This is a genomic window from Flagellimonas sp. L-11, from assembly GCF_056857735.1.
Window position 1 is genome coordinate 18919 of sequence record NZ_JBSXNR010000058.1, and the last position, 25349, is coordinate 44267.

Annotated in this window: 27 protein-coding genes; 13 read left to right on the plus strand and 14 right to left on the minus strand. The window is 39.6% G+C overall.

Features of this window, described 5'->3' with window-relative positions:
• Positions 1-52: 52 nt before the first annotated feature.
• Both AC13CC_RS09315 and AC13CC_RS09320 read right to left on the minus strand, forming a co-directional pair.
• Entirely contained in the window at positions 53-1303 is a 1251-nt protein-coding gene (locus tag AC13CC_RS09315) for an efflux RND transporter periplasmic adaptor subunit (RefSeq protein ID WP_482875716.1), read from the minus strand.
• A gap of 8 nt (positions 1304-1311) precedes the next feature.
• On the minus strand, positions 1312-2646 hold the full coding sequence (locus AC13CC_RS09320) for a TolC family protein (protein ID WP_326276563.1): 1335 nt from the start codon (positions 2644-2646) through the stop codon (positions 1312-1314).
• Positions 2647-2778: 132 nt separating this feature from the next.
• On the opposite strand from AC13CC_RS09320, the gene AC13CC_RS09325 reads away from it, so the two are divergent.
• The 3 genes from AC13CC_RS09325 to AC13CC_RS09335 are packed head-to-tail and all read left to right on the plus strand — an operon-like array spanning position 2779 to position 6018.
• Positions 2779-4215, plus strand: a complete 1437-nt coding sequence (locus tag AC13CC_RS09325; protein ID WP_482875717.1) for a sigma-54-dependent transcriptional regulator — start codon at positions 2779-2781, stop codon at positions 4213-4215.
• The gene (locus AC13CC_RS09330) at positions 4215-5567 is read left to right on the plus strand and encodes a sensor histidine kinase (RefSeq protein WP_482875718.1); all 1353 of its coding nucleotides are present in this window, start codon (positions 4215-4217) and stop codon (positions 5565-5567) included. Before AC13CC_RS09325 ends, AC13CC_RS09330 begins: the two co-directional genes overlap by 1 nt.
• A gap of 7 nt (positions 5568-5574) precedes the next feature.
• Positions 5575-6018 (plus strand): 3-oxoacyl-ACP synthase, encoded by a 444-nt coding sequence (locus tag AC13CC_RS09335; protein WP_482875719.1) that lies wholly within the window; start codon positions 5575-5577, stop codon positions 6016-6018.
• Positions 6019-6031: 13 nt separating this feature from the next.
• Here the strand turns inward: AC13CC_RS09335 and AC13CC_RS09340 are convergent, their stop codons facing one another.
• The 5 genes from AC13CC_RS09340 to AC13CC_RS09360 form a co-directional block, all read right to left on the minus strand.
• Positions 6032-6667, minus strand: a complete 636-nt coding sequence (locus AC13CC_RS09340) for an MCP four helix bundle domain-containing protein (protein WP_482875720.1) — start codon at positions 6665-6667, stop codon at positions 6032-6034.
• Between the two features lie 128 nt (positions 6668-6795).
• Positions 6796-7155 carry a hypothetical protein gene (locus tag AC13CC_RS09345; protein WP_326276568.1) on the minus strand — a complete coding sequence of 120 codons (360 nt, stop codon included), beginning with the start codon at positions 7153-7155 and terminating at the stop codon, positions 6796-6798.
• A 43-nt stretch (positions 7156-7198) separates the two neighbouring features.
• Entirely contained in the window at positions 7199-7615 is a 417-nt protein-coding gene (locus AC13CC_RS09350; RefSeq protein ID WP_326276569.1) for a GreA/GreB family elongation factor, read from the minus strand.
• Positions 7616-7818: 203 nt separating this feature from the next.
• Entirely contained in the window at positions 7819-9141 is a 1323-nt protein-coding gene (locus tag AC13CC_RS09355; protein WP_482875721.1) for a sigma-54-dependent transcriptional regulator, read from the minus strand.
• 5 nt (positions 9142-9146) lie between these two features.
• The gene (locus tag AC13CC_RS09360) at positions 9147-10238 is read right to left on the minus strand and encodes a sensor histidine kinase (protein ID WP_326276572.1); all 1092 of its coding nucleotides are present in this window, start codon (positions 10236-10238) and stop codon (positions 9147-9149) included.
• 274 nt (positions 10239-10512) lie between these two features.
• Between AC13CC_RS09360 and AC13CC_RS09365 the strand changes: the two genes are divergently transcribed.
• A complete protein-coding gene (locus tag AC13CC_RS09365; protein ID WP_482875722.1) occupies positions 10513-11508 on the plus strand; it encodes an IS110 family RNA-guided transposase in 996 nt (331 codons plus the stop codon).
• Between the two features lie 281 nt (positions 11509-11789).
• On the opposite strand, the gene AC13CC_RS09370 is transcribed toward AC13CC_RS09365, so the two are convergent.
• On the minus strand, positions 11790-13001 hold the full coding sequence (locus AC13CC_RS09370) for an esterase (protein ID WP_326276573.1): 1212 nt from the start codon (positions 12999-13001) through the stop codon (positions 11790-11792).
• A 225-nt stretch (positions 13002-13226) separates the two neighbouring features.
• Here AC13CC_RS09370 and AC13CC_RS09375 point away from each other — a divergent pair, with 225 nt between their 5' ends.
• Entirely contained in the window at positions 13227-14105 is an 879-nt protein-coding gene (locus AC13CC_RS09375) for a tyrosine-type recombinase/integrase (RefSeq protein ID WP_482875723.1), read from the plus strand.
• A gap of 12 nt (positions 14106-14117) precedes the next feature.
• On the opposite strand, the gene AC13CC_RS09380 is transcribed toward AC13CC_RS09375, so the two are convergent.
• Together AC13CC_RS09380 and AC13CC_RS09385 are read right to left on the minus strand one after the other, a co-directional pair.
• A complete protein-coding gene (locus AC13CC_RS09380) occupies positions 14118-14588 on the minus strand; it encodes an RES family NAD+ phosphorylase (protein WP_482875724.1) in 471 nt (156 codons plus the stop codon).
• Positions 14588-15091 (minus strand): antitoxin Xre/MbcA/ParS toxin-binding domain-containing protein, encoded by a 504-nt coding sequence (locus tag AC13CC_RS09385; protein ID WP_482875725.1) that lies wholly within the window; start codon positions 15089-15091, stop codon positions 14588-14590. Before AC13CC_RS09385 ends, AC13CC_RS09380 begins: the two co-directional genes overlap by 1 nt.
• 532 nt (positions 15092-15623) lie before the next feature.
• Here AC13CC_RS09385 and AC13CC_RS09390 point away from each other — a divergent pair.
• From AC13CC_RS09390 to AC13CC_RS09405, 4 genes are all read left to right on the plus strand, one after another.
• A complete protein-coding gene (locus AC13CC_RS09390) occupies positions 15624-16037 on the plus strand; it encodes a hypothetical protein (protein WP_482875726.1) in 414 nt (137 codons plus the stop codon).
• Positions 16021-16974: a hypothetical protein gene (locus AC13CC_RS09395; protein ID WP_482875727.1), complete on the plus strand. Its 954-nt coding sequence runs from the start codon at positions 16021-16023 to the stop codon at positions 16972-16974. Before AC13CC_RS09390 ends, AC13CC_RS09395 begins: the two co-directional genes overlap by 17 nt.
• A gap of 361 nt (positions 16975-17335) precedes the next feature.
• Positions 17336-18547: a phage integrase SAM-like domain-containing protein gene (locus AC13CC_RS09400; RefSeq protein ID WP_482875728.1), complete on the plus strand. Its 1212-nt coding sequence runs from the start codon at positions 17336-17338 to the stop codon at positions 18545-18547.
• Positions 18548-18623: 76 nt separating this feature from the next.
• A complete protein-coding gene (locus tag AC13CC_RS09405) occupies positions 18624-19472 on the plus strand; it encodes a nucleotidyl transferase AbiEii/AbiGii toxin family protein (RefSeq protein ID WP_482875729.1) in 849 nt (282 codons plus the stop codon).
• Here the strand turns inward: AC13CC_RS09405 and AC13CC_RS09410 are convergent.
• Positions 19450-20343, minus strand: coding sequence for a type IV toxin-antitoxin system AbiEi family antitoxin domain-containing protein (locus AC13CC_RS09410; RefSeq protein ID WP_482875730.1), 894 nt, complete (start codon positions 20341-20343; stop codon positions 19450-19452). The two genes, AC13CC_RS09405 and AC13CC_RS09410, sit on opposite strands and share 23 nt — an antisense overlap.
• Before the next feature lie 444 nt (positions 20344-20787).
• Here AC13CC_RS09410 and AC13CC_RS09415 point away from each other — a divergent pair, with 444 nt between their 5' ends.
• Genes AC13CC_RS09415 through AC13CC_RS09425 form a run of 3 tightly spaced genes read left to right on the plus strand, consistent with a single transcriptional unit; the run spans position 20788 to position 22630 of the window.
• A complete protein-coding gene (locus AC13CC_RS09415; RefSeq protein ID WP_482875731.1) occupies positions 20788-21573 on the plus strand; it encodes a TIGR04255 family protein in 786 nt (261 codons plus the stop codon).
• A gap of 1 nt (position 21574) precedes the next feature.
• Positions 21575-22078: a hypothetical protein gene (locus AC13CC_RS09420; RefSeq protein WP_482875732.1), complete on the plus strand. Its 504-nt coding sequence runs from the start codon at positions 21575-21577 to the stop codon at positions 22076-22078.
• On the plus strand, positions 22079-22630 hold the full coding sequence (locus AC13CC_RS09425) for a hypothetical protein (RefSeq protein WP_482875733.1): 552 nt from the start codon (positions 22079-22081) through the stop codon (positions 22628-22630). It abuts the gene before it with no gap.
• A gap of 59 nt (positions 22631-22689) precedes the next feature.
• Here AC13CC_RS09425 and AC13CC_RS09430 read toward each other — a convergent pair whose 3' ends face one another.
• The 3 genes from AC13CC_RS09430 to AC13CC_RS09440 are packed head-to-tail and all read right to left on the minus strand — an operon-like array spanning position 22690 to position 24618.
• The gene (locus AC13CC_RS09430) at positions 22690-23022 is read right to left on the minus strand and encodes a hypothetical protein (RefSeq protein WP_482875734.1); all 333 of its coding nucleotides are present in this window, start codon (positions 23020-23022) and stop codon (positions 22690-22692) included.
• 22 nt (positions 23023-23044) lie between these two features.
• Positions 23045-23398: a hypothetical protein gene (locus tag AC13CC_RS09435; RefSeq protein ID WP_482875735.1), complete on the minus strand. Its 354-nt coding sequence runs from the start codon at positions 23396-23398 to the stop codon at positions 23045-23047.
• Positions 23395-24618, minus strand: coding sequence for a HEPN domain-containing protein (locus tag AC13CC_RS09440; RefSeq protein ID WP_482875736.1), 1224 nt, complete (start codon positions 24616-24618; stop codon positions 23395-23397). The genes AC13CC_RS09435 and AC13CC_RS09440 overlap by 4 nt, the downstream gene beginning before the upstream one ends.
• A gap of 124 nt (positions 24619-24742) precedes the next feature.
• On the opposite strand from AC13CC_RS09440, the gene AC13CC_RS09445 reads away from it, so the two are divergent.
• The gene (locus AC13CC_RS09445; protein WP_482875737.1) at positions 24743-25126 is read left to right on the plus strand and encodes a helix-turn-helix domain-containing protein; all 384 of its coding nucleotides are present in this window, start codon (positions 24743-24745) and stop codon (positions 25124-25126) included.
• Positions 25127-25349: the final 223 nt, after the last annotated feature.

The following is a 25349-nucleotide window of genomic DNA, read 5'->3' on the forward strand; positions in this document are numbered from 1 at the left end:
TTGTTTTATTATAAAGACTGTTCGTTTTTGATGATTGTTACATTTCCACGGATTACTTTAACACAATCCGTTCCGCATCGCCAAAACTATCGTAGTTACTGGTAATGACCTGTTCTCCTGGTTGAAGCCCTTCTAGGACCTCGTAGTATCTGGAATTTTGTTTTCCCAATCGCACATTGCGCTTAATGGCTTCGTTTCCATCGGGGTTTATCACAAATACCCATTGTCCGCCAGTGCTCTGGAAGAACCCTCCTTTTGGCAACAACAAAGCATCATTGGATTCGCCCAACTGCAACCGTATGTTATAGCTCTGTCCGGCACGTATGGTTTCCGGTCTGTCATCCACAAAAACCAAATCCACACGGAACCTACCGTTCCTAACCTCTGGATACACCTTGCGCAAACGCAGTTTGTATTCGTTGCCGTTACGTTCCAGAGTGGCGGAAAGGTCTCTTTTTACTCTATCAATATAGTGCTCGTCAATATCTGCTTCAATCTTAAAATTGGTAAGCACGTTAATTTGTCCTATACGTTGTCCCTGTGAAATACTCTGGCCGATTTCTGCGTCCAAAAACCCCAATTGTCCATCCGCAGGGGCCCGCACATTAAGGTGGTCCAAACGTTCGTAAACCATGGAAAGCGTTTTTTGCATACGTTCAAGGTCGGCATCCAAACCTTTTAGGGATGTTTCACGCAATTCATCATCCTGTTCTGTTTGTAGTTTTACAATTTCATATTGCTTTTGTGCCAGTTCGTAATCTTCCTTTGCTCTTAGAAAAACTTCCTTGGAAATCAATTCTTCCTCGTACAATTCCTTGTTTTGCTCGTACGCGCGTTTCAATCGCTGTACATCGTATTGTGCGGTGGCCAAGGATTTTTTGCCTTCAACCTGTCTGGAGTCGAAGGTGAGTTTGGTGGAACGCAGGTCGTTTTGCTTTAATGCCAAGTTGCTTTCACTGGCCAAAATCTGCTCGTACAGGGCCATGTTTTCCAGTTTTAGGATAATGTCCCCTTTCTTGACCATGGATCCTTCCTCAATCAACTTTTCGGAAACACGTCCTCCTTCATAAGCATCCATATAAATTGTAGCGATGGGGGCAACGTTACCATTTATGGTAATATAGTCATCAAACTTACCGTTGGTCACAGTGGCAATGGACAAACGTTCCTTTTCTGTTCTAAAGGTGGACATGGAACTGGCAAAAATCAATTTATAGCCAACAAACAAGAGTAATATCCCCAATGCGATATAACCGTAGTGTTTTAGTTTAAGTCCTTTCTTTTTTTCTAATTGTATATCCATGGTTGTTTTTAGTTGATATTAAAAATGGGCAGCCCGCTATAAAAATCTATGGTGCTTTGGTTGACTTTCAATCTTAGGCCTACCTGCAAATTTTCGTTCTGTGCAACACCGTACAGGTTCTTTGCCTGAAAAAGTTCCAAGGCATTGATCAGTCCTTTCTCATATCTTTTTTGGGCTATGGTGAAGGCCAGTTGCTGGGCTTCTACCTTTTTGGTGCTTTGTTCATATTCAGCAATTAGTGCCCGATTATCCTGAACCAATTGCTGCAATAGCTTAAAGAGTTCCTGCTCCTGGATCTCCAAGTTGTTCTTGGCCTGCATATAGGCAATTTTTTGCTGTTTTACTTGAGAGTGGTTCGCCCATCCGTTGCTTATGGGGATGTTCAATTGTGCACCCACAAACTTTGAAGAGTTGTCGTTGAACTGTGTTTTAAACGGGATAACATTGCCGTTTTCATCCACATTGGTCTCAAAATAGCTGGTTCCGTACCCTGCAACAAGTGATAAAGAGGGAAATAGGGTTCCCCTTGTGGCCTGTAACTGTTTTTTGGCCGCTGTTACCCTATGCTCTTGCGATTTTACCAAAGGCACAAATCCTCTTGCAGATTGGTACAGGGAGTCCAAAGCAACAGTTTGGTTCACCGAAGCTTGTTCCAGGTTTTCCTGTAGTTTTATATCCGAAGCTTCGGTTAAATTCATTTCCTGAATCAAAATCAGTTTGGCGTTGGTAAGCAGGTTTCTGTTCTGGGTCAATAAAAGTTTGTCGCCCAAAAGATTGGATTCCGCTTCATAAAGATCGGCACCCGCCATTAACCCAAGTTCCACCTGTTTTTCAACCAAATCGTAGTTTCCTTGGGAAATTTCAAGTTGCTCCAAGGAGTTGGCCACTAAACCTTCGTAAAATTTGATGTCGTAGAAAGCACTCATTACCCTAAAGGCCAATAAGAACTTTTCTTGCAGAATATCTTCTTGGGTTGCCTTATAAATAAATTTGGAGGCTCTTATGGTATTCAATTTTTGAAAACCACGGAACAGGTCCAAATTGGCATTGAGCGAATAATTGTTACTGAAGAAATCCGTGTTCACATAATCGTTGGTCTGTGGGTCGGCAGACCTACCATATCTAATGGTATAATTGGTGGAACCACTTACGGTCGGCAATAAGTCCCTGATGGACTGTCTATAAGATTCCCTGCTGGATTCGTTGCCAAAAGACGTATTCTTAACCTGAAGATTGTGTTCAATGGCATAATCCACACACTCCTCCAGCGTCCAAACCTCCTGCGAAAACCCAATCAAGGATGTAAATAATAATAAAGTTGTAATGTATGTTTTTAGGCTCATAGTTTTATCCTGTGCCAAATTACCGTCTATTCTTGTGCCAAAATATTTTTAATCTGATTATCAGATATTTACAATAAAAATTGAACAATTATCATTAAGTAAGTGTAAAAATTTTGTACAAAAAATGTCCAAATGTTTTACAGGTATATAAAACATATCGAAGCAATTAGTAGCTTTAGCTTTCAATATGAACCGAAAAGCCCTATGGTTGATGCCAAAATTTTAGTGGTTGACGACAACAAGAGCGTGTTGAGTGCTTTGGAAATTCTTTTGCAGTTTGAGTACAAAAGTGTCCAAACCATTTTTAATCCCAACCAGATTTCCTCTTTCCCTAACTTACATGATATTGACATTGTGCTCTTGGACATGAACTTTTCCGCTGGGGTAAACACGGGCAACGAAGGATTATATTGGCTCAACGAGATCAAAAAGAAATCGCCCAATACCTCGGTGATCATGATGACGGCATACGGTGCCGTGGATTTAGCGGTTAGGGCACTCAAGCAAGGGGCATCCGACTTTGTGCTGAAGCCTTGGAACAACGAACGGTTGATGACCACGGTGAAATCGGCCTACGAGCTGAGAAAATCGAAACAAGAAATACACAACCTAAAGAAAAAAGAGAACAACCTAAAGCAGGTCATCAACGAGGGACGAAATTATATCATTGGCCAGTCCAAGGCATTGACTTCTGTTCTGAACCTCGTGGCCAAAGTGGCCAAAACCGATGTTAACGTCCTCATCACAGGAGAAAATGGTACCGGAAAAGAATTGATTGCCCGGGAGCTGCATCGATTATCCACTCGAAAAAATGAGGTTTTTATTGGGGTGGATATGGGGTCCATTGCCGAAAACCTGTTCGAAAGTGAACTTTTTGGACACACCAAAGGTGCCTTTACCGATGCCAAAGAAGATAGGGCCGGGAAGTTTGAGGCCGCACATCAAGGAAGCCTGTTTTTGGATGAAATCGGGAATCTTTCGCTTCAAATGCAGGCCAAATTATTGTCTTCCATCCAAAACAAATCCGTAGTTCGGGTGGGTTCCAATAAATCCATTGATGTAGATATTCGGTTAATATGTGCCACCAATTGCAATTTGGAGCAAATGGTCGCGGATGGATTGTTTCGGGAAGATCTCCTGTACCGCATCAACACTATCCATATTGAAGTACCTCCGCTAAGGGAACGGGATGAGGACATTCTGGTGCTAGCGGATTTTTTTCTCAAAAAATTTGCCCATAAATATGATAAGAGCGGCTTGCGAATCAATCAGTTGGCACAGGAAAAACTGATGGAATACCCGTGGCCGGGCAATATTAGGGAGTTGCAGCATACCATGGAACGAGCCGTTATCCTTTCTGATGGCAATGTTTTAAAACCCTCCGATTTTCTGTTGCATGCCAAGCCCATGCATTCTTTTGACAGCGAGCCCATGACCCTCAACGAAATGGAACAACAAATGATCCTCAGGGCTTTGGAACAGAATGAGGGCAATTACAGTGCCGCAGCCGAACAATTGGGCATTTCCCGACAAACGCTTTATAACAAGTTGAAGAAAAGGAACGACTGATGGCAAGCAGAAACTTTTATATTCAGCTTATTGTCCGGGTAGTTCTCCTCACCCTAACAGCCATTGCAATGGCCTTTTCATTGGCCTACAAATGGTTTTTTACCTCTGGGTTTTGTACCATTTTAATGATTGTCCAAGTATTCTCACTAATTACCTTTATAAATCGGACCAATAGAAAAATCTCATACTTTTTTGATGCCATTAAAAATGAGGATTTTACCCTACGCTTTCCAGAAGGTGTTACGATTGAATCTTTTAAAGAACTGAACAAGAGCCTAAACCGTGTAAATGGCCTTATCCAAGAAGTCCACATGCAACTCCAGATACGGGAGCAGTACTATCAAGAAATTTTGAAACAGGCCAGTATCGGCATCATGACCTACAATGAGAAGGGGCATATTCTTTTCGCCAATCCCACTTTAGAGCAGTTGTTGGATTATACACCCTTGAACCACATCAAACAGTTAAAGCAAGTGGATGAAAATCTGTACGAAATCTTTAAAGACTTTCGGCCTTTTCAACGCAAGTTGTTCCAATTGTCCAATGAGCGCGAACAAACACAATTGGCCCTAAAGTCCACCCCTTTAAGATTGGACGGTCAATCTTTACTGCTAGTGGTAGTCCAAGACATCCATAAGGAACTGGACGAAAAAGAAACCGAGTCTTGGGTACGACTCATCCGTGTGCTTACACATGAAATTATGAATACCATTACCCCCATTGCTTCCATATCGGATTCCATTATTAAATACTACCGAAAAGGAGGCAAAATCACCCCAATGGAAGAGCTGGAGGAAAGCCAGATAAAAAATACGTTGAAAGGATTGGAGGTCATCAAGGAACAGGGTGGAGATTTAATGGATTTTGTGCAATCTTACCGAAGCCTATTGCACGTACCGGACCCGAACAAAACCCTTGTGAAAGGAAAGGACTTACTGGAAAAGATAGATGTGCTCATGTCCGCCCGGCTGCTTGAAGGCGAAAGCGAGTTCAATATACTTTGCCACCCAGAGGATTTGGAGTTTTATATTGATGAAAAACAAATCTCCCAAGTGTTGATCAATTTGGCAAAAAACGGACTGCAATCTGTTGAGTCCACCAGCGGCGGAAAAGTGCAAATGGTTGCTGGAGTCGATGAAAACGGCTCAAAATATATTGATATTAAGGACAACGGTCCTGGGATACCCCCCGAGGTAATGGACGAAATATTTGTTCCCTTTTTTACCACCAAAAGCGAAGGCACGGGTATTGGCCTAAGTCTTTCCAAAAGGGTGATGCAACTTCACGGAGGAGGTGTCCAGGTACGTTCTGTTCCTAATGTTGAAACCGTTTTCCGACTTAACTTTGCCTAATCAAATTATGAAAAAAGCACTTTTAGACTTCTGCTGGAGCCATTTGGACGAGCGAACCGAACGTCTCAAAAAACAGGGCGATGAACTCCGGGAATCCTTGGGTTCCGAAACCAAAAGTTCGGCAGGTGACAAGCATGAAACAGGAAGGGCCATGGTGCAATTGGAACAGGAAAAGCTGGGTCAACAATTGCTGGAGCTCGATGCAACCCGAAGCATCTTGAATAAAATCAATATTGATAGGTTGTCAGCAAAAATATGTTTGGGCTCTCTGGTAAAAACAAGTGTGGCCGATTATTTTATAGCCATCTCCGCAGGTGCTTTTAAGTATACCGATGGTGTTGTTTACTGTATTTCGGCCAACGCTCCCATAGCCAGATTGTTGCTAGGAAAGGAAAAGGGTGAAAACTTTGTTTTTAATGGGAATGCCCAATCCATTTTGGAGGTTATTTGAAGCTTGGAAAACCCTAAGAATCCTTTTCCACCAGTTGCATACCTCGTTTTTCACGATGGAATACAATAAGAAGAAAAAGTATTCCGATAATGACCAAGAACACTATTTCCAAACGTGATAATAATTGGTTCATGCCAAGAGACCTCTGGGATCGTTGGGTCAATTGCCTTCCCTCTGAAAGTTGGACCTCGGAAAGTTCATCAAGGTCATTGTTAATCCTGGTCAGCTTTGATGAGATATCACGCTTCATTTCTGCGCTTCCGGATGCATTCTTGACCGATAGGTTTTTCTCCATCTCTTGAAGCTCGGAATAGCTGCTTCTCAAGTCCGATAAGTACCTCGATTCCTTGACCGTTAATTCTGTTTTTGCAAAATCTGAAAGTATTTTTTCTATATCGGAAGATTCCGCAAGCGTGTTCGTGTTTAACTCATTTTTGGCCAAGGCCAGTTCTTTCTTATGAAATAGATTATTGAGCCTATAAATGTATTCCTGAACCACCAAACGATCTTCAAAAACTGAGTTTACACTTTGTTCTACGGTAGAAAAATTACGTTGGTTCAATCGGTTGGAAGCAAGCACCAATATAAATGCCGCAGCCAGTATGAAACCAGCGTTTATTCGCTGTTTTATGGACATTTTTTTGGGCATTCTTTGCTTTTTTTGTTGTTTCTATAGAATTGAACTTGGATTTATTTGAATAAATCCGCCCAGCCATTAGCTAACCATCTAATTGAGCAAACCTAAATGCTTTGAGCTGAGCGGAAATCATCAATCAACTACAGTACACTTAACTCTCCCGACTCAAGTGCATTTTTCAAATCTGCCTTAACCACAGGGTGGCTGTTAAAGAATCTTTTACCGTCGGTCTTTTTTATTCTCACTTCCACGGTGCCATCCCTTTTTTCCTTTATGGCGGTTACCACCACTTTGTTTCCCTCTACTCTTTTATAATTGGCAATGCCTCCTTTTTTAATAATGAAGTTGGCACGGGGGAAATCAATGTGCTTGTACTGGGGTGCATCGGGACGGCCAATCTCCAATATATCCCCAACTTTTACTTCTTGAGGGGTTACATTTTGTGCGTTGATATTTGTGGTTGCTACCACGAACAGAAGTGCTAAAACTATTATTCTCATAACTATATATATTTAAGGTTTACAAATTATTTTGTACTGCATTTTAAAAATCAAAACTGGACGATAATTGGTGTGATTGCTCCACGTCCACTATCCTAAAGGATCTCGAATCCGAAGGAGTACCGATTTGAACAGTATCATCAACTGCAAGCCCGACCAAACTTGCTCCCATGGCACTCACAACAGATATCATATTGTTTTTAAGATTACCCCGTGTCGATGGAACCAGTTGAAACATTTGACGTGCTCCATTTACAAATTCGACCGTAACTTTTGAGTTTAACCGAACCACATCATCTGGAATATCCGACTCATCCTCCACCAAAGCCTTGTCAATTCTGTCGCTCAACTTTTCCAAGGCATCTTTGTGGGCATAGTCCTCATAATACCTATGAAAGTTCAGTATTCGTTTAAGCGTTACATAATCCTTTTTCTCCATGATCAGGCTTCCGTATTTCATTTCCAGTTCTTAACGGACGGGACACCTCAACAGCATCCCAGCATTTTGCCCATATAAACGCAACCCTTGTGCCATTTACAGTAATACGGGCATATCATAAATCATAAATATATGATTATAAGATGTTTAACTTTTATTTAGTTCCGTGAAAGAAAAACAAAGGCGGGTACTTTTTACCCGGTCGGGGTAAAATGCCCCAGTAGTTATTTCAATTTTTCGCGAAGCGTTTTCCGGTTGATTCCTAAAATTTCAGCTGCTTTGGTTTTGTTTCCTTGGGTGGACAGGAGCACTTCTTGAATATACTCTTTTTCCTTTTCTTGAAGCGTTTTAAAACCTTTTTTTGGGAAGTCTATTTTATACTTTAGTTCATCGGGTAAATGCTCCAAAGTAATTTTGCCATCGCACATAATAACGGCGCGTTGCACAACATTTTCCAGTTCACGGATATTGCCTGGCCAAGAATATCGTTCCAAAACGTCAAGGGCGTCATCAGCAATGCGAACAAAGCGATCTTTATATTCAATGCCATACTTCTGCATAAACTTGTCGACCAACAAAGGAATGTCGGAGGAGCGTTCCCTAAGGGGGGGGACATCAACCGTAACCACGGAAAGGCGGTAATAAAGGTCTTCCCTAAATGTTTTCTTTTGAATTAGTTCTTCCAAATCACTATTGGTGGCAGCTATAACCCTCACATCCAATTTTTCAGGTTTTTGCGAGCCTATTTTGGTCACTTCTTTTTCCTGAAGCACCCGCAGCAATCTATTTTGAACAGGCAAGGGGGCGTTTCCTATTTCATCCAAAAAAATAGTTCCCTTGTGCGCTGCCTGAAAAAAACCATTGCGATTTTCGTTGGCCCCCGTAAAGGCACCTTTGGTGTAACCGAAAAGCTCTGCTTCCAAAAGGTTCTCTGGGATGGCACCACAGTTTACCGCAATAAAAGGAGCCCGGGCAAACTTGCCCGAATAATGGACAGCCCTTGCCACAAGTTCCTTTCCAGTTCCGCTTTCCCCGCGAACCAAAACTGTGGCTCGGTTATCCTTTACCCGGTCTATAATTTCCGTGACCTTTTGGAACGCTTCGGAGGTTCCTATCATGTCCGCATAGCCCTTGGCAATATTTTCTTTGGATGATGTTTTAATGGTCTCCTTGGCATCTTTGCTGGCAAAGGCTTTTTTTACGGCATCTTCCAGCTCTACTTTGGTAAAGGGTTTGGTAAGGTAGTCCGTTACACCATGCTGAATAACTTTTGATGCATCTTCCACCGAAGGAAAGCCCGTTACCACCAATTTGGGCATATCTGGGTAATGTTCAGCAGCATACTTTACCAATTCCAAGCCATCTATCTCCGGCATATTGATGTCCGTTACCAATAAATCTATCTCGGTATCTTTTAAAATGTAAAGCGCTTCTTTTACCGAAACGGCTTTGTAGGTATGGTAGTCCATCGACTTTAAATGCCGTTGCAACAGTTCAAGAATATCGATGTCATCATCGACCAGCAATATGTTCTCGTTTTTCAACAAGGCGTTTACTTTTTTGGGAATTTCAATGTAAAGATAGTGCCTGTTGGAGTATTTGGCCTAACCGCGATGCTTCCTTGATGGCTCTGAACAATACCGTGCACCACACTAAGTCCCAATCCTGATCCCTCGCCAACGGGTTTGGTCGTAAAAAAAGGGTCGAAAATGTGCGCTATGGATTCTTCGGGAATGCCAGGGCCTTGATCGGCAATTTTTAGGATGATGTTTTCCTTTTCGATTCCAAGAAAAACGGAAATAGTGCTTTTGGGCGGTGCAAAATAGATGGCGTTTACAATAAGGTTGAAGACCACTTGGGTCAACTGGATTTTATCAATACGAAGTTCAATGGTGTCTTCGGAATGCTCAAATTCGCAAGAGACATCATTCTGCCTCAAGGTGGTCCGCAGCATATTGATGGCCTCCTCCATCACCTCGACCACATTGATGACTTCACGGGTCTCTGGCATTTCGCAGGCAAAGAACATCAGTTTTTTTACTACTTCCCGTGAAAATATGGTGTTGGTAATAATTTTGTCCAAATCTTTGAGCGCCTGTTCATCATTACTTATCCGCTCTTTTAAGAGTTCGGTAAAACCTAATATGTTAGCCAGTGGTGTATTGAGCTCGTGAGCAATACCCGCTGTGATTTCTCCCAAGATTCGGAGCCTGTCGGATTGCTCCACCTGTCTGCGGATATGTTCTTCCTTTTCTTTGATTTCCTTACGTTCCAACAAATTGCCCACTTTTAGGCAGACATTGTCCAACAGTTGCTGTTCTTCTTCTAAAAAATCCTTTAGCTGGTATTTGGGGAACGGATACCCAACCTTAATCTCACCCTTGGGCTTATTGAACACGGTAATGACGGATTCCAAAAAAACATAGGCATCGCCCTTTTCCTCTGTTTTTATAGAATAATCGGAGGTGGAAAGGACCACATAAGTTTCCTTGTCGAATTGCCAAGCGCGCTCCAAACATTGCACAATGCCAAGCAATGCGGTTTCCATATCGTCATAATCGCAGTTGACGATCAGGGAGGTTACCTCATACAAACAGGTAAGTTCCTTGATACGCTCCTTGAGTTTTTGTTCGGCAGTGAGCATAGAATTATCCTTTAGATTAACTTTCTATTTTAAACCATTGTTTATGATGTTGAAAAGAGGGGGTCCGGGGGAGACTCATAACTTCCTTTTTTGTGGATAACTTTGGTTTTTAAAAAGAGAATGGGGTGAACTCACCCAAATCCTGGGTTAACGGCCCATGGTAAGTATTAGTCCCCATTCTCTTCTAATCAGGTTACAAAGGACCAGATAGAATTTTAGGAATCCCCTATTAAAGGTTTTAGTCAACGTAACCATTTTAAAACATTATAAAGTTATGGAAATCAAAGAGACCATCGGCATCGATGTGAGCAAGGCCACCCTCGATGCAAGTATCCATTCAAACAAGCGGTCGGCCACTTTTGAGAACACGGAAAAGGGAATGTCCCTTTTGGTAAAATGGGTTTTGGCCAACACTGTCCATCCAAGGGAAATGATCTTCTTCGCCTTTGAGCATACAGGGCTATACTCCGAACGGCTGTCCGAATTTCTCTCGAACAATAAGCTGCCCTTCTCCATCATTCCCGGACTTGAGATCAAAAGGTCCCTGGGCATATCAAGGGGAAAGGATGACAGGGTAGATGCCGAAAAAATCGCAATCTACGCCTATAGGCTCCGCGAAGAAATCCAGCCCTCCCAAGTCGCCCCAAAAGAAATAAGGACCCTAAAAAAACTCCTGTCGTTGCGGGAAAGACTGGTAAGGCAAAGGGCCGGTTACAAAGCCAGCCTGAAAGAGCAAAAAAAAGTGTTCGGGAAAGAAATGCCCAAACTATTGCTAGGGGTACAGAAAAAAATGATCAAGGAACTATCCGTTCAAATCGACACCATTGGAACAGAAATGGAGGCCATCATTTCCTCAGATAGGGAAATGGCCCGAAAGTTCGAACTATTGCTCTCCATCAAATGCATTGGGAATCAGGCAGCCCTCCACCTAATGGTCTTCACTGAAGGATTTACCAAGTTCAAGAACTCAAGACAGTTTGCGTCATACTGTGGAGTGGCACCATTTCCCAACCAATCGGGGACCAGCCTAAAGGGAAGGCCTAGGATTAGCCAGCTTGCGAACAAAAAGATGAAAAGTCTTTTGGATATGTGTGCCAAATCATCCATCAGGCACAACCTTGAAATAAGGGAATATTACCAACGTAGAGTGGCCATGGGAAAGAACAAGATGAGCACCATCAATATCATTAGGAACAAATTGTTGTCCAGGGTCTTTGCCGTGATACAAAGGGGAACCCCATACGTGAACCTTTACGGGCACATTACCTAAAACATTATTTTTCCTTCAAAACGCCCCCCACAAAAAGACGGGGCGGATTGAACGGGAAAACAATCTAAAAAAGTTGGGAATTTATTTGGAAAGTCCATAGAATACCTTTGTAGCAAATTAGTGAATTCTGGGGATTCAATTGATGTCGGAAAAAAGGTGCTGTTTCTTGATAAATGTTCAATTCATTAAAAAACCCTTCCAAATCCAAGACTTGAAAGGGTTTAAAAAGCAAAAAGATCTATCTTTTGTTTTAGTGGGAATACAAGATACCTTTTACCCTATTATTTAAACAACATCGGCGCGAATTCCGATAGATAGATTCTCCAATTGGACCATGTATGTCCGCCGGTGCTTTCGCGATAGGTGTAGTCAAAATCGTGTTTGTCCAGTTCATTTCGCATATCAACTACACTTTGGTACAAGAAATCGTCCGTTCCGCAAGCAATCCAATAAAGTTCAGGGTCGGCAGCTTTTAAAGCTTCTATTTGCTCACCTCTTTTAGAATGGTCCACCTCAATTCCAAAACGACTGAGGTCGGCAAATCCCATACTCATAACGCCAATATAATCGAACAGCTCGGGGTTTTCAAAAGAGGTGTTCATGGTCTGTAGGCCGCCCATGCTCAAGCCGGTCAAAGCACGATTCTCTTTGTTGGCTTTCACTCGAAAATGTGATTCAATGTAAGGAATCACGTCATTGACCAAACTTTTTTCGAACAACATATTTGCCATGCCCCCTACGGGTTGTGTTGAAGGTTCCAGTTTAGGGCTTACCGTTAAAGCGGCGGCTTGACCTGGATTACCATTGGTCATTACCACGATCATGGGTTTGGCTTTTCCTGAATTAATAAGATTGTCCAAGATATGGTTTGCAACCCCAAGGGTTGGCCATGCCTCTTCGTCTCCACCTCCACCATGCAATAGATACAAAACAGGATAGTTTTTATTGTTATCGGCATACCCCGGTGGTGTGTATACATACATTCTACGGGTTAAGTCCAAGGTCGGGGACTCGTACCAAATTTTGTGAACGGTCCCTTTTGGTCCTGTTTTGGCCCAATAGAGTTCAGAGGCTTCACCTGGAATGTACAGCACATTTTCTGTCCTAAATGCTCCGTCGCGAGCAACCAATAAATTGGCGGTATCCAAAGTGTTAACATCATCTACGACAAAAGTGTACCCATAAAGTTCTGGTTCCAGTGGGCCAACCGTAGTGGACCAAACTCCATTTTCATCTTTGCTCAGCGCTACGGTCTTTCGGGTCATTCCCACTCCCTTACTGGGTACCATTGGCATCCAATTGCCGGATAAGGCTACCTTTTCTGCCTTTGGTGCCTTAATTCTAAAAGTTACCGTGTTGTCATCGGCAATTTCAGGAGAGACCAGTCGCTCCATTGAACCAACTTCTTGACCGATTCCCGCTAAGGGCAAGGTCAAGACCACAAGCATCAATTTAATGCGGAACTTACTTAGTTTTTTTAACATTTTTTTCATTCTAATTCTGTTTAGTTGTTTTTATGCATTACTGTCAGTGTTTGATTTTCAAAAGGTTGAAACCTTACATAGGTTACGGTTACCCTTATAAAGATCAAATTATCACTGCGAATTACATCACTAAGATATGGTATTTTTCTTTATTGTTACAAAATGTTACAATAAAGATTTGGGGTTAAAAAATGAAGCCTTTTCCGAAGTTCTGCCTATACTTGGGATGAAATAGTGGAGGAGTTGAAACTAGCTGGTAGTATGGGCAATGCGCGCTTTCACAACGATACCAGTAAATCCGTCCAGAGATATTTAAAGTTTGACAAAGACCTTTCTTTTACGGACATTACCTCGGCCTTTCTTGAAAAGTATGAGGCCTATCTGCGTTCACGAGGTGGCACAGATGGCGGTATCGGTGTAAGGATGCGCTCCATAAGGGCATTGTACAACCATGCCATAAGAAGAAACATCGTAAAGGAATCCCTTTATCCCTTTCATGCATATAAAGTATCGAGATTGAAAGGAAGGGGGGCCAAAAGGGCTCTTACCTTTGAAGAAGTAAAACTGATAATCAATATTGACCTTTCTGAAAATCCGGAGCTTTTGAACAGCAAAAACTATTTTGTTTTTAGCTTTTATACTCGTGGAATGAACTTTGCCGATATGATGAAATTGAAATGGAAGGATATCAAAGGTGGAAACATTTACTATACCCGCTCCAAGACCAAGGGAAACTTTACCATTAAAATCCTCCCTCCGGTTCAGGAAATACTGGATCATTATCGTAAAAATTCATTGGGCACGAAATATGTCTTTCCTATTTTGCTCCATGATGAGCTTACCCCGAACCAGATTGAAAACCGCAAGACCAAAGTGCTCAAAAACTATAACAAGGATTTAAAGGCAATCGCCGAATTGGCCGAAATTGAAAAATCTGTTACCAGTTATGTGGCTCGTCACAGTTTTGCAAATTGCCTTAAGCAAAAAGGTGTTGCGACAGATGTAATCAGTGAGTCATTGGGCCATCAAAACATGGCAATCACACAGGCCTATTTGAAGGAATTGGATACATCTATTGTTGATGAGGCAATAGAAGTGTTACTATCGTTTTAGAAAGAACACTATTTAATCATGTTTGTCCTTTTTCAGTCTATCATCTATAGGTATATCTAAAAATTCAACAACTTCCACTTTTCCAAAATCCCTATATAGAGGGTTTAAGATGAAATTGAACTCCACACCTACAATTGTAGATGGTACTTTTAATGCGAAAGCATTTCGATCTTTTGCAAATTCAGTAAATATTTTGGTGGTTTTTGAAGTATATGGGTATTGGTTCCATCCTGCTGGAAGTTCCTCTATCTCTTTAATTTCAAAATCATCAGGGATTTGAATTTTAGCTATTAAAAGCTCTTTTGGTAAATATGCAATATTCTGTGAGTGGACATAATATTCTAATAGTGCCAATGAAATATTTTCTGAACAATATACAGCCCTAGTCCCCACCTCATTCCATCTACCTCCAACTTTTTCAGCTCCTACTCCTGAAAGTGTAGAATCCTTATATTTTACATTGGCAACTCGATAAACAACCATTAGCCGTAAACATTGTATTGAATCCTGACAATTTCGTTTTCAACCATTTCAAAGCCAAAGCTACTATCAAGCAATTCAAAAGGAACCTTATTCCCAAGTGTCTTTGATGGGGTCATTAACCATTTCTTAAAGTCTTCTTTAGAATCAAAAACTTCATAACCCAATCCATATAAGGTCGCTAATTCATAAATACGCTCGGATGTTTCTTTTCCATATACAGTTTTCTTTTGCATACTACTTATCGATGCCGGAAGAATATGCTCAAACTCCTTTTCAGTAGAACCCGTATGAAGTATCAATTGTTTCCAATCAGACTTTTTTACTCCTTCTCGGATTCGACCAATTAATTGCATTTTATATCCAGGAGCGTCTTTAGGGTGTGCAACAACCCAAGAGGGTGAAAACTTACGAGGTTTAGCTTGTAATTGTCCCTTTTTACCAATAACTGATTTCTGTCGGCTTTGCTTTTTAATTGGACTACCTGATTCAACTTTAGCACTCATAATTGTATTTTTACGGTTACATCGTTGTAAATATACGCTTTTTTTGTTTAGGCTCCAATTCAAGTAATATAAGTGCATAATACCCCATAATTTGCTAAACATGAGTGCTTATATTCTATACATATCCCTCTAAATTTAGTTTCCTTTATTAACCGCCAACGGACCTAGTACACCTCCTTCGCCGGGAAAATTGAGCATAGCACAAACACTAATAAATCACTGAAAAACAAGATGGTCCATATCAAAACATGCGATGGCTCAAATTGTCCATTTTTAGTGGCTCTCAGTATCCATCTCTTCCAGCCAGTCTCTCTTACTATTTAATGAAAGAAGCAAAAAAATAATTATACCTCTTTACTTCAAAATGTTATGTAATCATTTGTTTACAAAACATTTATGTTCTGTTTGGAAGGCATTTATTCCCAAAAACCTACCAAATGAACATATAGACGAGCAATCCATACAATACACACTTAAATTTTGGACGTAATTTCTTACTATTATTAGTAGCTATCATCATGTCGTACTGAAAATGAAACTACTGCTCAGGAATTTGCAGGATATCCAGAACACGCAAAGGCTCAACACGCTTTTGAACCGGAAGCACGTCGAAGAGGTAAAGATTGATTTGGACCTTGATCCCGGACAGACAAGAACAATCGAGATTAAGATCCAGGAACTTTTCAATGAATGCGGCTGCACATGGGGGGCAATCGGCCTTTTTATATCTTTTTTCAGTAGTTTATTGATTTTCTCCCTAACATCCGCTTTTCAATGGAAGTTCCTGCTTTGGTCCTTGGGGATATCAATAATATCCAGTGCATTGTCCAAAGCTGCCGGCCTTCTCCGAAGTTATATAAAGCTTGCCAATGTCCTTACAAAACTGGAGGACATTGAACAATATAAATCAATAATCAAAACAGGTAACCATGGCACAACTTTGTGATGAGTTCCACGAATGGGTGGAGGAGGAAATTGAAAAGCCTGTCAAGGAATGGCGCGAGGAACGTGTAGAGAAATGCAAGAGAAGAAGATGCAAAAAATGGTGTCTATGCTGCAATAAGTGGTTTTGTTGGATTGAGGTGGTTCTTGTGGCGGTTATAACCTTTGTTGTAATCACTGTGGGAAAATGGGTGATACGGGTAGTATGCTGGACTGTCAATATTATCATTGACATTATTGCCGGCATCATTAGTATCATCTTGATGATTCCAATAATAGGCAGGCTCATCAAACAATTATGGAACTTGATAATCGAAATAGTTTGGCGGATAGTTGGATTGGTCGGGGTAATACTGGACCTTTTCGGAATTGATATTAGAAAGAAAATGCGGATTTGCATAATAATTCTCAGAGATGAAAATGGAAGAGAGCTTACCTCCCCTGTAAACCTTCAACCAACAATTGATGACGCTATAAATGTGTGGAGGAATTCGGCCAATGTCAAACTCATTGTTGAAAATATTCATACGGTTATCCCTACCCATCTTAGAGAAAGAAATCTCGATGTGGAATGTGATTCAGGTGCTTGGACAGACGATGTTCTTGCAACGGGCAGCAATTATGAATTGATTGCCAACACCTATTGTTTTGACGGTGTTGGGCGCCGTCTTTTAGGTTTTGCAGCCCCTATTGTTGTGTTTGCTGTTAGGGACATCAAGGGAAAACGTGGTTGCTCCTTGGGGCTTTTTTCTGATTATGTCACTATTGAGGCAAGAAACCCTGGCTGTCTTGCCCATGAACTGGGGCATGCCAATTATCTTTATTGGAAGCAACACCATGACGACCCAAATAATCTAATGTTCTCGAATTGTGGCGGGACCGAATTGAAAAAGTGGCAAAAAATAATCATGAGGGACTCCAGGCACATCACTTACATATAGCCTTTAAAGGGGCTGAATTTATCATCGAATTAAATTAGAACTCTACCTGTGAGTAAAACACTTTTAAAATCATCAACTAATTCTTTTTACAGGGTTTTTCAATTCATCCCCTTAAAAGAAAAAAGCCTCATAAATCATTGATTTACAAGGCTTCAATATTAATAAAAGTGGTCCCACCTGGGCTCGAACCAGGGACCCCCTGATTATGAGCAGCTTTTTTTAGCTATCATAAATTTTCATTTGGTTTCTTATGTATTGATATTCAATGTTTTATGAATTTTTTCTTTTCATTTAGAAGCATCAATACTACCTTTAAATGACCATTTGTTGTACCTATGTTGTACCCAAAACACCGCTGAAAATGATTAATGTACGAACGGTTTTAAGAAAAAAACAGCTTTCCGATGGAAGTTATCCGGTATGCCTTCGTGTGACCAAAGATAGGCGATCTAAATACTTCAAGACCATTTACAATGCATTTCCAAAAGAATGGGATGAACGTACTGGCTCCTTCAATAAGAATCATAGCAATTTTATTCAGGACAACCGGTTGTTATTAAAGTTTAGGGACAGGGCTTTAAAAGTGATTGCAGAGTTGGAAATGGAGAAAGACGATTTCTCTTTGAGGGAATTTGAACATAATTTTAGGCTGGCATTCAACCCGGTAAGAAGAAACGTTTTTGACTTTTGGGATGAAATAGTGGAGGAGTTGAAACTAGCTGGCAGAATGGGCAATGCCCGTTTCCACAACGATACCAGTAAATCCGTCCTTAGATATTTAAAGTTTGACAAAGACCTCTCCTTTACGGACATTACTCCGGCCTTTCTTGAAAAGTATGAGGCCTATCTGCGTTCACGAGGTGGCACAGATGGCGGTATTGGCGTGAGGATGCGCTCCATAAGGGCGTTGTACAACCATGCCATCAGAAGAAATATCGTAAAGGAATCCCTTTATCCCTTTCGTGTATACAAAGTATCGAGATTGAAAGGAAAGGGTGCCAAAAGGGCACTTACCTTTGAAGAGGTAAAACAAATAATCAATGTTGACCTTTCTGAAAACCCAGAGCTTGTGAACAGCAAAAACTATTTTGTATTTAGTTTCTATACCAGGGGGATGAACTTTGCCGATATGATGAAATTGAAATGGAAGGACATCAAAGGGGGCAATATCTACTATACCCGTTCTAAAACCAAGGGAAACTTTACCATTAAAATCTTACCTCCGGTTCAGGAGATCTTGGATTATTATCGTAAAAATTCATTGGGCACAAAATATGTGTTCCCCATTTTACTCCGTGACGTGCTTACACCCAACCAGATAGAGAACCGCAAAACAAAAGTGCTCAAAAACTACAATAAGGATTTAAAGGCAATCGCCAAATTGGCCGAAATTGAAAAATCTGTGACCAGTTATGTGGCTCGGCACAGTTTTGCCAATTGCCTAAAGCAAAAAGGGGTTGCAACAGATGTAATCAGCGAATCATTGGGGCATCAAAATATGGCCATAACCCAAGCCTATTTGAAGGAATTGGATACATCTGTTGTTGATAAAGCCATAGAAGTTCTTTTATAATGTGAATCACATTTCGTTTCTCGATAAATATGTTTATTTTAATTTTTTTCACGGCAAAACGACTACTTTTCAAATTATGAGTTCCATTCTCGAAACTATAAAAATGTTAACCCTTCGTGCTTTAGTAGGTGATGAAGAACTAATGTACGGTCTTGTCCTTAAAGGTGGAAACGCTTTGGAGTTGGCTTATAAGATAACAGACAGGGCTTCCAAAGACGTTGACTTCTCAATTTCCGGAGATTTCACCAATGAGGAATACAAAAGAATCAATGGCAAAATGCAGGGACTTTTGACCCAGGAATTTGAAAAACACGATTTGGTGGTTTTTGACGTAAAATTTTACGAAAAGCCAAGGCAGAATAAGGTGAAGGAATGGAAGGGATATCAGCTAGCATTCAAAGTAATCGATTACAAAAATTACACCCCTGAAGACGAGGACAAAAACAGAAGAGAGGCTCATGTAATCCAAGAAAATAATTCGACGATTTTTACGGTCGATATTAGTTCATATGAATATACAGAGCCTAAAAGGTTGGTCGATGTAGAAGGTGCCATTTTTTATGTGTACACCCCAGAAATGATTGTATTTGAGAAATTGAGGGCGCTATGCCAGTCAATGCCCGAGTACAGGGATATTGTACCCACTGCCAAAATGAAGCTTAGGGCTCGGGATTTTTATGACATTTGGAACTTGTTTCAAAATTTTCAGATTGATTGTTCCTCTTCTGAAAATAAAGAAATGCTTCAACATATCTTCGATGCGAAGAAGGTGCCATTAAAGTTTTTGGATTTAATAGAAAAATATAGAGATACCCACGCCCAAGACTGGCTAAATGTAAAGGATACCATCACCGCTAAAAGTGAAGAGTATGATTTTTACTTTGATTTCGTACAGGAACGAATCAAAGAGCTTCAATCCCAATAGGGTGATATATACCCCATTTTTCATTCAGCTTTTTATTGGATAGATTATAGGCCTGATAGAAGTTGATATTTGTCTTTTTATCCAAAAACATCTGTAGGTCTTTTTTTGAAAAACCTATTAGGTCCAGGTAAAATCCAATGAGTTGGTGGTAAGGATAGATATAGTCTAGTTGAATAAGATATTCGTTAAGTTTTGTCACATCAATATTTGGCTTTGCATTTTTGAAAGCTTCCAGCACCTCAAAGGCTCCACCGGAATATACGGGACGGACGGCAATATCAATTAAAGTACGCTCAAGGTCTGTCACGGTCAAACTCTGTCTTTTTGTTATACCGATATTGATAGAAGTATGCTTTCGCTGAAGATAGACATAGCGAAAGCCATCAAAAGTTGATTTATAGGATTCCCTCGCCACACGTTGTGGTTTGGAAAATGCCCTGTCCACTGCATCCTGCTCCAACTCGACATCTTTTGGTTTCAATGCATAGGCATCCTCATATTTTTCTTCACTGACATAAACGGTTTTTGGTAACTGAAGGGTAAGTTGGTGGATTTGCATGGCTGAATAGTAGCTTAAGTATCCATCCTTTTTAACGGTCAAGCCGACATGAAAAGGTGTTGCCTCTTTTTTCCTTAAAATTCGTTTTTCGGAGGTATGGCCCTCATGATTTTGAACGTCCAACAATAGTATTTTACGATCGTTCAAGAAAGTGATGAAGTGTTTGTAGTTGCGATAATTAGCTATTCTCCATTTATCTTTTTCTGAATCAAATATCTGTTGGATGTCATGAGTTGTATAAGCCTTGAAAGGGTGTTTTTCAAAGAAAGTAGCAATATCGGAAGCTGCTCTGTCAAATGATTCTTTCGGCATATTATTTAAAAGTATAGTATCATATATGATACTATACTACAAAGGTATACATTTTTTTTGAAAAAGTCAAGTGTTGATTATTTTGTAGAGGGCGGAATAAAAATTTGCGAAGTTTAATTCGTTATCTCATATATGAGATAACGATGCGAATTTATGCTTATTGTACCAAAAAAGCAACTTTTGTAGGTTAAAAATTTTTATCGCTAGATTGACATTCCTATACTATTTATACCTCGCTTCTAATAGTTTGAAAACCATTTCAATTTAGGGAGTCACTTTCTTAATATCCTCATCGTTATTTGCAACAAACTCTTCAGTCAACCTGAGGCCATAACGATAAAATGTCTTCGAGTATATCTCCAACGTTTTAAGATATAATTATTACAGCAACATTCTCAAATTTGATTTTAATACTTACTTTTGTATATAAATCCTTAGCAATTAATGTTGGAACCTTTAAAACCTATTTCTAATCAACACTCGATTAGCAAGGTGGCTGCTACCGTCTTTATTCCTCAATCTTTTTTAAAGCCAAATGATGTTTTTGAAAAAATGAAAAACAAGAAGGGCTTTAGTGATTATCAAAAAAAGAATTTGATTAAAGCTAGAACCATTAATATTAATCAAACTGATTTTGGGGTCTCAAATGATAAGGTAAGTGGCTTTTTATTTGAAAGTTTTGATAATTATGGAAGCATTAACAACATTCTAAGAGCGGAAAATATAAAGCAAAACCAATCTAAGGTTTCCATAGAGACTAGAAAATATGATAAATGGGAAAGCTTTAAATCAAGGATAGATAAAGATTTAGAAACTTTTAGCGATGATAGCGATTTTTATATTGAAGCTATTGGTTTAAATTATCGCGATGAGTTTATTTGGGAAGACAAAAGTAATCTCATTCCTGTAAGCTCGATTTTCAACATAGATTCCGAGTTGTTAAACAAGAAATTCTTAAATTCCAAAAACGGTACGTTAATTTTAATCTCTCAAGGAGATTTAAACCCTAATTTTTTTGAGGAGAAAACAGAAATTTCTTTTAACAATGATATAAGAAGAATAATCATTGATCATCATTATGCTATACGGTTTAATGATTATGAATTATTTAGTAAATTAAAAGAGAAAGAAGAGAAATTTAGTTCCCTATATGAAGATGCTCATTCAGAAAATAAAAAGATACTGAAAGATATACTTTCAACTGAAACACAAAAATTAATTGGTTTATAATATGGATGTTTTGACCTCTACTTTTTTATTATTGGATCCCGAGATTCAGAAGCATAGCATCTTAAACGAAAGTACTAATGAAAATGATTATCTCACTTTTGATGAACAACTCGTTGATTTAAAAAACACTTATCATTATACTTTCCAGACTGAACATGATAAATTGAATGAATTAAAATCTGAAATAACCTCATTGTTTGAGAGTCAAGATGTCAATCAAAAAATCAGTTCGGATGTCTTAAAACAAAGTGTTGAGGTTATCGAAAGTTTCTATCCAAGTATTATTGAAAAATTTGACATTGAAAACCTTTCTAGAACCCCCTTTGGAACATTAGTTTTAGATTGGGAAAAAGATTTAGATAATGTATTTTCCTTAGAAATAGGAGCCAACAAAATCGGATATTTTATAGAAAAGGATGGTAAAGATGTAATTCAAATCGATGAAGAAGATTTTACCAAACACAAAAGTGAGTTGTTTAAAAATTTAGGAGCTTTTTTAGATTAAATGTCCGATATAATACCAAATGAAATCGGGAATTGCGAAACCTTAGCACATTATTTATTCGATAGGAACTTTAAAAAGAAGGTTCCCGAAAAAGAAAAACTAATTAGTAAAGATGTTTTCCTTCCAAATAAGGGAGGCGTTTCCCTTCAGCGAGGTAATTATTGCAATGAAAACAAATGCAAACACTTAGCTTTAAAGGCTATAAATGATAGAAAATTTGTAGGGTTTTATTGTTTTAAGAAGGAAGATTTTGAAAAAGTAAAACAACAATATTTGGAAAACAGGCCGGAATTTGAGGCTATCATAAAATCAACTCCTCTTAACGAAGACTTTGAATATTTGCCAGAAACAATCGAAGTAACAATTTATTCCCCAGGCAACCCTGCCCATGCTGATTTAATATACCTGAATCCTGCCATTCAAGAAAATGAAAGTCCTAATACGGCAATTAGATCTTTTTCAAGAAAATTATCAAAAGTATGTAAGCTATTGATTGATGAAAATCCTGAAGACCACAATTACCTTGGTCAGAAGTTTATGGAAGCAGTTTAATTATGAATTAATATATAATTTGATTATCGATAATTTCTTTTCTAAAGCTTAAGACATTTTTAATCAACTTCATGTTCTTTTTTCAACAAACTATTAATTTCATCCAAGAACTGCCCTTCATCAAATGGTAAAAGTTGTGTGGCCAGTTCCAAGGTCTTTCGTATATCTTCCCCCGGCTGTTTTACATGCGGTGGAGTATATGGGTCTCCTTGGGTCGCCAGGATACATACATTAATCAATGCTTCTATGGTGACAAAGAGATCTAGATAACCATCCAACATCACAAATGTTGGTCTAAATTTATCCTTTCGGATATTGGAAGGCCCAAGTACGACCAATTTGTTCCTTGCGGATTTCTTTAATCTTTTCAATTCTTTTTTGCTTTTTTTCATAACTCTCTTTTTACTCGTTGTTTTACTTTTTCCCATTTTCTAATTCTGATAGCTTTTCATCCAATTGGTCCAAAAAGTACATCTGGCTATCGGGAAGGATACTCAATACCAGTTCCAACACTTGGGTAACGCTGTCATCTTTGGACGCATTTTTATTATCAGGGGATAACATCATTCCCTCTCCATCAAGGGCAAAAACGCAGACCTCCAAAAGACTTATAATCTGCATTAAAATGTGGTTATTGTCCCTTACCTCAAAGGACACGTAGTAGCCTTTTGGATTTATTGACTTTTTGTTTCCCAAGAGTCCCGAAAGATTGTTCCTCAACTGTTGAATTTCTTCCAAGGTCTTTAAGCGTTTCTTTTTTGATTTCATATTGAATTATTTTGGGGTTCATCATTGGATGGCGTTTCCGAAAGCAATTGCCTTACCTCATCCAAAAATTCCATCTCATCATAGGGCATAAGGTCAAGGATATGGCCTATTGTGTCAGCTATGGCAATATCAGGTTCTTGAAGCCATTTTGAGGAACCATGGGGATATTCAATGGCCATCATGCACACCTTGATCAGATTGGTGATTATCAACATGGCTTCTTGGTATCCGCCATTGATCAACTTAAGGCTGTAATGTCCCTCTCTTTGTTGAGAAGGTTCCAAGGTTCCACAATATTTCCATTCCAGTTCCCTGAGCCTATTCAACAAAGGGTCTTGTTTTTGGCTTTTATCATTAATGTTCGGTGATAGGGGTTCGTGAATTGTGGAATTCATCTTGTCCTCGATTTTCCTTTGGCATTTTTCCAGTTCGGCGGGTATGTATTCCTCCAATTTTAGGATGAACATATCCACGGAACCCTTTATCAAATCGGCTTGTTCCTCCTCGATGATGAAGTCTTTGGAATACCTGCTCTTTACATAGGATTTATCTAGTTTGTTCAGCAACCGTATATCTTCTTCAATATCCTGAGGGAAAATTTCCCCGAACGTGCTGCTTCTATCCCCAATAAAGTTTTGATGTTCTCTTATTGAATGCCCTTTGTGGGTGTGGCCCAAAAGGAAGTGCTCGGCCAACCGATATCCCATTTCCAAGGCTTGGTGGAGCATAAAGCCAGCGAGTTCAAAGTATCCCTCATCCATGAAAGGCATAGCCCCTTTCCTAAATGCCCTCACCTTTTCAATTTCTTTCTCGTAATATGTCCTCGAACTATTTAGGACTCTTGGTAGAACATCTTCGTCGAACGGGGCAAGACTCCTATCATCAAAACAGGTATATATCATATTTTCCCTGTTACAATTATTGACAAAAAAGGTAGTGCCTGCTGACTCTTGCTCCCCTATCTGGGTAGGCGTAAAGTAACTCACAACACAATCAGGGTACATACCAAAAAATACTTTCAGGAACTGTTCTTTCTCTTCCCGGAACCTATTGGCATAGTCTCCCGTCACGATAATGAACCAATATTTATATGGGTGTTCCTCGCCTCCAATGGTCAGATAGATATGGTTGGTATCGACCTTTTCGACCACCTTGGACACGATTCCCCTAATTTCGTCCGGGTTGTCCGTCCCTTCCAAGTTGAATGTCCGTTGCTCCATAATTTTTTGTTTTACCTAAAGCAACGGCATTGTTCCCGTGTAACCAACCATACAAAGTTGTAACCAACCACGACCATTGGTAATTTACCCGTATATTTAAATCTGGAATGTTTATTTTTGGAATATGGAGACAGTAAAAAAGAACAACCACATTGGAAGAAAGATTGGCCGCATCCGTGAGCTAAGGGGCATGAAACAGGAAACATTGGCAGAGATGTTGGGTGTCAGCCAACAAAGTGTTTCCAAAATTGAACAGTCCGAGACCCTTGATAATGAACGTCTTGAAGCTGTCGCCAAAGCCTTGGGAGTCACACCCGAAGCAATACATAACTTTTCTGAAGAGTTGGCCATTAATTACTTCAACAATTTTAATGACAGCAGTGAGGGGACATTCAATAATCATTGCACATTCAATCCCTTGGACAAGGTGATTGAACTCTATGAACGTCTTGTTCAGGCTGAAAAAGACAAGGTGACTTACCTGGAAAAGCTATTGGACAAGAAATAGCCCAATAATTTGAATCAAATCTTCATATAAAAGTCCTTTCATAAAAGCGAACGAAACGCAGTGAAGAGCTGCAAGCGTCCCAAAATCTTACCCCAACTTTTGCGCATGGATCCTGTCGGGTTTTTGTAGTGATTACTATGATAAAAACTACCAAGTTGTCAATTTTATACCACTAAACTCTTTTGATACAGTTTGTCATTCTTTATACAGGAACAAATTCGTT